The organism is Oceanobacillus chungangensis (assembly GCF_003369565.1).
Classification (GTDB): Bacteria; Bacillota; Bacilli; order Bacillales; family Amphibacillaceae; genus Oceanobacillus; species Oceanobacillus chungangensis.
The window spans coordinates 25899-33166 of the sequence record NZ_PIOD01000012.1 but is presented as its reverse complement, the minus strand read 5'-3'; the positions used below and the strand labels follow the sequence as shown (position 1 = coordinate 33166).

Genomic DNA, 7268 nt, shown 5'->3' with positions numbered 1-7268 from the left:
TATTTTAAATTCCTCACTATATTTGGCCATAAAAACACCCCCAAAAGTCATTTTTTAACTCTAACTTTTGGGGGTCGGTACCGATCCAGTCTTTCTTTTGCAATCTAAAGAAGAGAGGTTGGTTAAAAACGAGACCTCCTGGAACTGTGATCACTCACTCCAATGAAAGGCCTTTGTCGCAACAGCGAAATGATACATCCTGTAGTAGTCCCTCGGTTGGTGGCGACCCCAAAAAAGGGGCAGGATAGTTAAATAATAGAAATGGCCACATTATGTCTTAATTCAGTGAATTGAAATTTAAAGAAAAACAAGTTAAACAAATGATTTTTTTGAATATAATGTTTGAAACTGAAATAATTAAGGAGACGATGTAGTGAGCGAAGTAGATAAACGAAACAGATTAAGTGAAGAACCATTTGCTTATCAAACAACGAAAAAAGGAAAGGTAGTAATCTATTACAAAGGAAAACAAATTAAAATTATAAAGGGTAGTGAGGCTGAACTACTTATAGCAAGAATTAAAGAAGTTGAAGATAATATAACAGAAGTCCAGCTATTGTTAGCTAAAATTACGGGAAACTTTAAACGTGGTAACGAGAAAATTGGTAAAGAAAATAGTAAATAAACTAAGGTTTTACTAAATAGGTCGAACAAATGGAACAAAAGAAGAGAAGGTGCTAATTAAACTAATTGGTGCGATTGTTCAAATAGAGCAGTCGCTTTTTCACTAACGGGGCAGATAGTTGAGGAATGGTGTCTAGTATTCAGCAATCGGGCATATTCTTGAATAATTTATTAATATGTTGGATTTTCAGCCCTTAGTTTGTTCGAGATTCATCCCCCAGACTGAATAATTATGGAACAAGTAATAATATAATTTAACCATTGGTGATAAGGGGGAATTATTATTAAAAAGAAACAAGTATTAAAAAGTCCATTGATAAGTTTTGTTGTCTTTACATATGTAATATTTTTTGTGTTTTTTATGGTTATCGGTATAAGTATATTGTTAGGAGTACCAGAGAGTGTAACAAAAATTTTACAAATTATTGCTGCGTGGTCTTCAACCTTTGCATTTATAATCTTATTTAAAAAAATCTATCCAGGATTAAGACTAAAGGATTTTATAAAACAGCAGTTCGCTCCAAGACTTAGGTTTTCTGTTCTCAGCACCCTAGTGATTATTCAAGTTGTAATCATCGCTGTGACTATATTATTGCTATCGATTACAACCGATACTCAAGAATTAGCATTATCATTTACAGGACTTGGAACAATGTTGTTCGCATTTTCAGACAATTTAGTAAGGGGACCTCTGGGCGAAGAGTTAGGTTGGAGAGGGTATGCATTGAATGAGCTTCAAAAGAAGTATTCTCCTTTGAAATCAGCCTTATTAGTAGGTGTTTTATGGGGGGGTTGGCACACTCCACTATGGTTAGCTTCGGGTTACACCGGAATGAATTTAATCAAGTATATTGTGCTTTTTATGATAGGAATATTATCTTTTTCGATTATTGTAACGTTGTTCTACAACCTGAATAAGAACCTAGTGATACCAATTGTTATTCACCAATTATTTAATTTTTCCCTTATTATAGTTAAGGGAGATTTATTAGATATTTTAGTATATGTTATGCTTTCTTATTTTGTTGTCGCAATGATATTAATTGTTATAAATCCAAAGGAGATTCTATACAATAAAATTACTGAAAAATGATGATTATACATAAGGAAAGACAACGTTAGTTTGTGAAATAAGATACTTAAACTATGTGGTGGTTTAACACAACAATCCAGATTTTATGGCGATCCTTTTTACTAAAGGGCAGGATTTTATGTTGAATATGCCGAATATTTATTTTTTACTCGGAAAATATTGAATAAGTTTACAAAATATTAAAATAAAAATATGTTGAGTAAGCGAAATACAAAATGACAGAGTAAATGAGTTTTTAGACTCTTATGAATTAGATGATAATAGGTTGCGACTTTCCTAAATAAAAAGAGCTCAATGTTAAAATTTATGTTACAGTTAGAAAGAATATTAAAAGTGAGTAGGCGAACAACATGATTGAGATAAAAACATCTTCACTAAGTGATGGAGAATTCAATAGAGGGGTATTTGCTACATGTGATATCAAAAAAGGAGAACTTTTACATGAAGCACCTGTTATTTCTTATCCGAACGATCAGCATCAATACATTGAGCAAACCATACTAGCTGATTACGCTTTTGAGTATGGAATAAATCATTCTGCAATCCTTCTTGGTTATGGAATGCTGTTTAACCATTCTTATCAACCAAATGCAATTTATGAAATTAATTTTGGCAATCACACATTTGACTTCTATGCTTTCACAGATATAAAAGCAGGTGACGAGATTTTAATCAATTATAATGGTGATGTTGATGACAAAGATCCACTGTGGTTTAATCAAGAATAAAAAGGATAAAAAATACAATATGTATAAGAAAAGCATCAAATTTCCCCTAATATATTTTATAGCTTCAATTGTTTGGCAGTTAATTGCTAACAAAGAGATTAATTGGATTAATAATATAGGGGTATGTTTCGTAATATTCTTGATTATTCTGTTATATAATTGGTCAAAATCACCATATAACTGGAAGAAAGACAATACGGAATAAGTTTCGTTTAAGGGTATACGATTTGTTTATTAGTTTGAAGTTAAGTAGAACAATTTCCAAAAGAGGTTATTAATACTATTAAACCTAAATGGTGCAAAAGTCAAACAAGGCGATCATAAAAAACGATCGTCTTTTTCTTTAATAAGTGTTTTTTGAATATTGTACTAAAGGGGCAGATTTATCGAAGAGGAGTATAAGGAACTAATATATGTCTCATTAGGAGGGTGTTTTTAGTGAAATTACTATTTTCAATATTCTTCGTAGTTATTGTAATTGTTTCTGGTTGTAGTAACGTAATTGATGAAGAAAAGGCAGAAATTAAAACTATACAGCAAGCAACACTAGAAAGTAATATCCCGTCAGAAGATATTTTCTATACTAATGAAATGGATGATAGTGCATTCTCCCTTTTCCAATCTCCAAATGGATATGGCATCCTTAACTTTTCCAATACAGAAAATGGGTGGGTTTATCAAGGTAATTCGGGTTTTGAGTATACTATTGATATTGAAAAAACATCGTTTACCTTTAGCCAGTCTACTTGGCATAAAGGGGAAATTTCTTTAGAAAATGAAAGTATTTATACAACGGTATTCTTGGGCGAAATATTTGAACCTAAAATTAATCGTATTATTGTTGAATATGACAATTTAAAGGAGGAAGCAAACATTGTAAAAAATAAAGATAGAAGATATTGGAATCTTTTATCTAAGCAGGATAATGGTGATGAAACTTTATACAAAATTTCTGCTTACTCTTCGGATGGAAAATTACTTTATGAGAGAGAATAATGATTTATTAAACAAACAGATGCGTTAATTCAAAAAGGATTAACGCTAATTTAAGTAGAAGTTATTGTACTACGGGGGCAGTTCAAAGAAGGAGAAGTACCATTTTTGTTGAAGTCATTTAACTAAAGAGGCAGGATAATTTAATAAAGAAGATTGAAAGGAAAGAATTCACAAAAAGGGAGGTATAAAAGGTGGACTTATTACTCTGGATAACTATTGGTTTCATAATAATCGGATTTGTTGTTCTCGTTTCTATGAAAAAAGGTATGGAAAGTAAGGTCGCTTTTATAAAAGCAAATGTGGAAGATGAGGAAAGTTCAACAACAGCTAAATCCATAATTTGGTGGATTTGGAGTACCACTGCTTGGGGGATAGTGAGTATGTTTCTTGTTGTTTGGTGTTTTCATAATCACTTTGGATAACTCTTGGTTTCAAATGTACTTAAACAAACTGGTGCATTAGTTGAGGATGAGATCTAATAGCAGCTATTGTACTAATAGGGCAGATTAGTTTAAGAAGAAATTACTAATTATGGTAAAATTAAGAAAAAGTGGAGGGGCAAATGGACAATCACAAGTTTAATGAATTTATTAAAATTGCAAAAAAACTAAATGATATTGAAATTATTCCGTTGTTAATGGGTTCGGTTGGTTTAGAGGTCGTTACAGGTAATGGTTGGGATGCACAAGACTTAGACATTCATGTACCTGGTGATAAAAGAGGGTGGGAAGTACCGCCCGAATTTAATATTTATAACTGGAATGAAATAGTGAACATTATGAATTCAATGGAATATAGATTGATTGATTTGCATGAACATGAGTTCTTTAAAGAGGGATTATCAGTTGAGTTTGGTATTATTGATACTTTACCAAGTTTCGCAGGAGTACAATTAGAGGATTTAGAAATGCATCAAATGGGAGAGATAAAGTATTATCTACTAAATCCTGACCAGTATTTAAGTGTTTACGAATCTTCATCCAAGGATAGTTACCGAGCAGATAACAACAATAATAAAGATATTAGAAAAATAGATTTCTTAAAAAGAATGCTATATAGTGGCCAAAAATCATACTAAAGCTAATTGAGTTAATTGGTGCGATTCTTCAATAGGAGGAATCGCTATTTTACCTAGAAGTTATTGAACTAAAGGGACAGAATAGCTGAAGAAAATATTTTAGGGAGGAGAAAAATGATAAAGAAAATATTTAATTTTAAGGATAAACCATTAGTAAACATCACTTTGGACAATATCCAAAACAGGATGTATGAAATAGGCTTTAATAAAGAATTTGTTGAAGAAATAATGATTATTTTAGTAAAGAGATTTAACAAATCTGGTAAGAAAGAATTTCAAGAATGGTTCAACGGATTACATTATAGAATACCAGATGAATTTAACGATGAATTACTCGCTATTAAGATATATGAAAAACACTCGCTCTTAATTGAGGAACAGATAAAAGAGTTAGAAAAAGAAACTAAATTGTCTTGGGAAATACAAACAGAAGAATTAAAGAATATTAATGAAAAAGCAAGAAAAGTTCAGTTAGTAATAAGAGATAGGCTCTCAGGCATTGCTTTAGACTTGTTAAACTAAGCGGTGCTTTAGTTTAATAAAAAAATTGACCAGGATCTCTTAATAGAGATCCCTTGTGTTTCATAAGGGTTCTTACCCAATCTTGTAGCGGTGTTTGAGAAGGTATATTGTATTCTTCTCCAATAATCTAAATTCAAGGTATCTCCATACAAATATTCGGCAACAAGCTTCATTCATTTTAAACTTCTTACTATATTTGACCATAAAAAACACCCCCGAAAGTTAGAATTTATTACTCTATTTTTCGGGGGCAGTAACGTTTCCTTGGTCTCCTGCGAAGCGCAGTCTGTACACAGCATAAACGGGCACTTGCGCTTTTGTTTCTTAGTTAGCTAGCTCCTTTGTTCTCAAAGTTATAATTGCAGCGATTAATAGGCCAATTGAAATGATAATAGTCACAATCGCTGTCCATATAAGCTCTGATGGAATACTCTCGGTTTGCAGCATTTCCATAATATACAGCGTTAAGTTATTCGGGCTCCATTCAAGTATATGGCTAAATATTTGAGTCACAACACTCATGAAAATAATCGTTGCTATCGATAGAAAGGCGACAATACCGGGAGTCTTAAACAAAGTATTAAAAAAGATGGATACGGATACGACTAAAGTAAGCCAGAGTCCATAGAACAGTACGACCAATAACATGCTTTGAATTGATAGTTCCCCGTAGAGAATATTAATATAGTACCAGCTGCCAAGCATTCCTAATAGGAGTGATACCCAAACGAGAATGATTAATACAGTCCATTTTGCTGTTATATAATTTCGATATGCTACTGGCTTCACTAAGATGAGTTCCAATACACCACTTTTACGTTCACCAGCTATCGTCGCCATCGACATGAGTGTGACAACTAATACTCCTAAACTACTTAATTGGCCTAGACTCATCATCACGACTTCTGAAGGTGCAAAATCTGGAAGCTCGATAACAGTTCCTTCAGGTAATCCACCAACAGATTCGATAATTTGTGGTAAATAATAATTGGAAACCGGGTCCATACTTGCAAGGAGAATAAAAACGATAGGCACCCAAATCCATTTTTTATTCCGCCAATTTTCAATCATTTCTTTTCGAAATAATGTCATCCATTGCATTAGTTAGTCACCACTTTCATGAACATGTCTTCAAGTGAAGCACGGTTAAGTGTAAAGCTTGTTAATGGCCAGTTTTCTTTTACTGCGATTGCTAAAATCTCTTGTTTTGCCTCGGAGAAATCTGAGACTGAAACATGTAAAACATCACGTTCAATAAAACTATTTCTAACACTGGTTAACGTATTAACTTTGCCCTGATATTTCTCTACATCTTCAGTAAACTCGAGCATGATAATCGATGTTTGATATTTCTTTCTTAAATCGATTATCGATCCTTTTTCAACAATCTCACCTTTATTTAATAATAATAAATCGTCACTTATTTCTTCAGCATCACTTAAAATATGTGTAGAAAATAGAATGGTCATCTCTTCTTTTAATTCTTTCATCAATGTTAAAACCTCGCGGCGCCCAAATGGGTCAAGGGATGAGACAGGTTCATCTAAAATTAAAAGTTTTGGCTTGTGAATGATTGCTTGGGCGATACCTAAACGCTGCTTCATACCACCAGAATATTTCCCGATTCTGCGATTTTTTGCATCGATAATCCCAACTTTTTCAAGCAATGTTTCTGCACGTTTCTTAGATTCTGCTTCTGATAAATAGCTGAGTCGACCACTATAGACCATAAATTCCATTCCAGTCATCCACGTATGGAAAACTGGATATTGCGGCAGATACCCAATATATTTTCGGATATCATCACTTTCACTTATACCGGAAAATCGAATCATACCTGCTGAAGGCTTTAGAAGACCTGCAAGTGTACGCAATATTGTTGTCTTTCCTGCTCCATTAGGTCCAATTAGCGCAATACATTTTCCGCTCTGAAATTCAAAGCTTACGTCATTAACTACATTTTTCCCATCATAGCTTTTTGAAAGCTTACTAACTGTTAGTAATGTCATTTAGTCGCGGCTCCTTCCAATGATAAAGTAAATAATTGGACCAATGGTATTTGCTAAAACAATGATAAATACCCACATCCATTTGGACCCGTTTGTTGATTCAGCCTTTGCTAAATCAAGGAGGGCAACAAGGGCTAATAGCCCTTGAATAATTAATATCGGTGTAACGATAGCCCAATTTATCGAATCGATAATTTCCTGCATCGTAATCTCCTCCT

At 33.0% G+C, this 7268-nt stretch carries 10 protein-coding genes; 7 read left to right on the top strand and 3 right to left on the bottom strand.

What is annotated here, in order from left to right; translation table 11 throughout:
- Window positions 1–373 precede the first annotated feature (373 nt).
- From CWR45_RS12185 to CWR45_RS12150, 7 genes are all read left to right on the top strand, one after another.
- Window positions 374–625, top strand: a complete 252-nt coding sequence (locus CWR45_RS12185) for a hypothetical protein (RefSeq protein WP_115750147.1) — start codon at window positions 374–376, stop codon at window positions 623–625.
- Window positions 626–985: 360 nt separating this feature from the next.
- On the top strand, window positions 986–1717 hold the full coding sequence (locus CWR45_RS12180; protein WP_245975415.1) for a CPBP family intramembrane glutamic endopeptidase: 732 nt from the start codon (window positions 986–988) through the stop codon (window positions 1715–1717).
- A gap of 350 nt (window positions 1718–2067) precedes the next feature.
- Window positions 2068–2445: an SET domain-containing protein gene (locus tag CWR45_RS12175; protein ID WP_115750145.1), complete on the top strand. Its 378-nt coding sequence runs from the start codon at window positions 2068–2070 to the stop codon at window positions 2443–2445.
- Between the two features lie 438 nt (window positions 2446–2883).
- Window positions 2884–3441, top strand: coding sequence for a hypothetical protein (locus tag CWR45_RS12165; protein WP_115750143.1), 558 nt, complete (start codon window positions 2884–2886; stop codon window positions 3439–3441).
- Between the two features lie 191 nt (window positions 3442–3632).
- A complete protein-coding gene (locus CWR45_RS12160; protein ID WP_115750142.1) occupies window positions 3633–3863 on the top strand; it encodes a hypothetical protein in 231 nt (76 codons plus the stop codon).
- Between the two features lie 140 nt (window positions 3864–4003).
- Window positions 4004–4519: a phosphoribosylanthranilate isomerase gene (locus CWR45_RS12155; protein ID WP_115750141.1), complete on the top strand. Its 516-nt coding sequence runs from the start codon at window positions 4004–4006 to the stop codon at window positions 4517–4519.
- 114 nt (window positions 4520–4633) lie between these two features.
- Window positions 4634–5041, top strand: coding sequence for a hypothetical protein (locus tag CWR45_RS12150; protein WP_115750140.1), 408 nt, complete (start codon window positions 4634–4636; stop codon window positions 5039–5041).
- A gap of 324 nt (window positions 5042–5365) precedes the next feature.
- Here CWR45_RS12150 and CWR45_RS12145 read toward each other — a convergent pair whose 3' ends face one another.
- Genes CWR45_RS12145 through CWR45_RS12135 form a run of 3 tightly spaced genes read right to left on the bottom strand, consistent with a single transcriptional unit; the run spans window position 5366 to window position 7254 of the window.
- On the bottom strand, window positions 5366–6142 hold the full coding sequence (locus CWR45_RS12145; protein WP_115750139.1) for an ABC transporter permease: 777 nt from the start codon (window positions 6140–6142) through the stop codon (window positions 5366–5368).
- The gene (locus CWR45_RS12140) at window positions 6142–7050 is read right to left on the bottom strand and encodes an ABC transporter ATP-binding protein (protein ID WP_115750138.1); all 909 of its coding nucleotides are present in this window, start codon (window positions 7048–7050) and stop codon (window positions 6142–6144) included. Before CWR45_RS12140 ends, CWR45_RS12145 begins: the two co-directional genes overlap by 1 nt.
- Window positions 7051–7254, bottom strand: coding sequence for a PLDc N-terminal domain-containing protein (locus CWR45_RS12135; protein WP_115750137.1), 204 nt, complete (start codon window positions 7252–7254; stop codon window positions 7051–7053).
- Between the last annotated feature and the right edge of the window lie 14 nt (window positions 7255–7268).

What these genes read in the sequence shown, in the direction of transcription:
- CWR45_RS12150 (WP_115750140.1), top strand. Translation starts at nt 4,634, where the DNA reads ATGATAAAGAAAATATTTAATTTTAAGGATAAACCATTAGTAAACATC.
- CWR45_RS12135 (WP_115750137.1), bottom strand. Translation starts at nt 7,254, where the DNA reads ATGCAGGAAATTATCGATTCGATAAATTGGGCTATCGTTACACCGATA.
- CWR45_RS12140 (WP_115750138.1), bottom strand. Translation starts at nt 7,050, where the DNA reads ATGACATTACTAACAGTTAGTAAGCTTTCAAAAAGCTATGATGGGAAA.
- CWR45_RS12180 (WP_245975415.1), top strand. Translation starts at nt 986, where the DNA reads ATGGTTATCGGTATAAGTATATTGTTAGGAGTACCAGAGAGTGTAACA.
- CWR45_RS12175 (WP_115750145.1), top strand. Translation starts at nt 2,068, where the DNA reads ATGATTGAGATAAAAACATCTTCACTAAGTGATGGAGAATTCAATAGA.
- CWR45_RS12155 (WP_115750141.1), top strand. Translation starts at nt 4,004, where the DNA reads ATGGACAATCACAAGTTTAATGAATTTATTAAAATTGCAAAAAAACTA.
- CWR45_RS12145 (WP_115750139.1), bottom strand. Translation starts at nt 6,142, where the DNA reads ATGCAATGGATGACATTATTTCGAAAAGAAATGATTGAAAATTGGCGG.